The organism is Lysinibacillus sp. GW823-FHT02G10, from assembly GCF_058797135.1.
The window spans coordinates 1-1,983 of the sequence record NZ_JBXAJI010000021.1; the positions used below are offsets into that span (position 1 = coordinate 1).

Annotated in this window: 1 protein-coding gene and 1 pseudogene; both read right to left on the reverse strand. The window is 32.8% G+C overall.

The window, feature by feature from the left end; genetic code table 11:
- Positions 1-304: 304 nt before the first annotated feature.
- A complete protein-coding gene (locus AC1RFD_RS22280) occupies positions 305-1,198 on the reverse strand; it encodes a patatin-like phospholipase family protein (RefSeq protein WP_115674652.1) in 894 nt (297 codons plus the stop codon).
- A 598-nt stretch (positions 1,199-1,796) separates the two neighbouring features.
- Positions 1,797-1,895: pseudogene (locus AC1RFD_RS22285) on the reverse strand (IS200/IS605 family transposase); the annotation flags it as partial.
- Between the last annotated feature and the right edge of the window lie 88 nt (positions 1,896-1,983).

Consider the following 1,983-nt stretch of genomic DNA (forward strand, 5'->3'; position numbering starts at 1 on the left):
AAAAGAAATTTGATTAGCTCAAATTTTGCTGGCATCATGTTTGATGTCCAAAATTGTGTTTCGTTCACTAGCAAAACTAGCTACTTAAAACTTTATTGATTACGTTTTGCTTGTTCAGTTTTCAAGGTTCATTTTGTTTACTCTTCTGTAAGAGTTAACTTTTATATAATAACATGTTTTATATTTAATGTCAAACAGTTATTTTATTTTATATTTTAGTAGCTGCATATCTCAACAGCAACTTTTATATAATAACACCCTATTTGTCATTGGTCAATAGTTTTATAATTATTTTTTTAAAAAATTACAACCTCAATCTTGGCCAATTTCGTAAAAATTGAATTGTACGGTTTCTTCCTATATCTAATAGAGTTTCTTTTGTTTCTTCATTTAAATCAAATTGGGTTGCACTATAATCTTCTACAGGAATAAAAATAATGTCTCTTTCGTGTCGTCTTGATATATACCTTTCATCATGTGCATCTTTCATAGTTGAAAATAGTGCCTCAAATAAATTTAGACCATTCTTAATTTCTTGAGGACATTGTTCTTCTCTTCTTCTACTCAGTTTCAGACCTAAAATCGGACGTACTTTCCGACCTTCTTTATCATCGAATATCCATAGTGGAAAATTACTTAAAACACCACCATCCACTATAACCGATTCACCCTTCCCAGTCTTTAATGTAACTGGTTCAAAGAAAAAAGGTATACCGCAACTCATGCGTAACGCACAAGCTACTGAAAAATTCTTTGCTTCAATTTGATATTTATGCAAATCATCTGGTAAAACAATCATTCTACCATTCGTTAAATCTGAAGCTACTAATTTAAGAGAATCTTTAGGCAGATCACCAAAAGTATATACTCCTTTTGCAGCTAGCTTTTGGAAAAACCATTTTTCTAACGCCTTTCCTTTATAGAGACCTAAATGATTATAAACATTTACCCATTTCATAAAAGGAAAAGGGAAAATTGTTCTTCTTGGATCAAGTAATGAAGGAACATCTAACTCTTCTAGCATCATTTCTATCTCTTTTCCACTATAACCCGCAGCAATAAAGGCAGCTAAAATGGCCCCCGCACTTGTACCAGCTACACGTTTAAATCGAAAATGTTCAGCTTCTAGTACTTGATATGCCCCTACTAATGCAAAGCCCTTCAAACCGCCACCAGAAAACACGCCATCAATCCACAAAATTTCCTCTCCTTTTTGATGTAATCTTTATAGTATAAGGATGAAGAATGACGAATAGAACTAAATTTTCTACTTTATTGACGATACTTATGTACATAGCAGCAAACTTTAACCAAGTGTCTAGCTAAAATTCGATTACAGTATCATATAAGAATATGCGGCGAAATATCGTTATTCTAAGAAATGTAAAGAGCTACTTAAATTCTAATGTAGTTTCAACAATAATTTTAGTTCCGGAAATTTTTAGTGTAGAACATATTTTTAACAACAAAAATAAAGGGCCTAAGCCCCCAACAATATTTAATTTAAATCACAGCCCTTATCTATATTAACTATGTCTTATAAGAACGTACTGATGGTGATTGATATTATTTAATTTTAAAAAAAGTTACAGAATGTTTAGCTATCCACAAATGCTGGGGTTTTCATAACTTCTAATTTTATTCTTTCACTGAAGGCTTGAAAATTTTAGCCGACTTAGTTAATAGCTTACTAACCCCTTCTATATCTTGCTAAGATTACAATGAATCAGAACCACCAGTTAGACTGGTGGTTTGCTCTCGCGTGAAACGCTGGGGTTCTGGTCCATATTTGTATTCAGGTTGGCATGCCGATCGAATATCATTAAGCTACTCTTCCCTTTCAAATAAACTACAAAAGATGAAACAATTATTTTTGCTCGAATACTCACCAACATACCTGATTGCTCGGCTGTTTTTTTCTTGTCCATAGCTAGAAGCTCTTTGGAACCCCTCGCATAGCAAGGGGTTTTCAAAAGATACAAA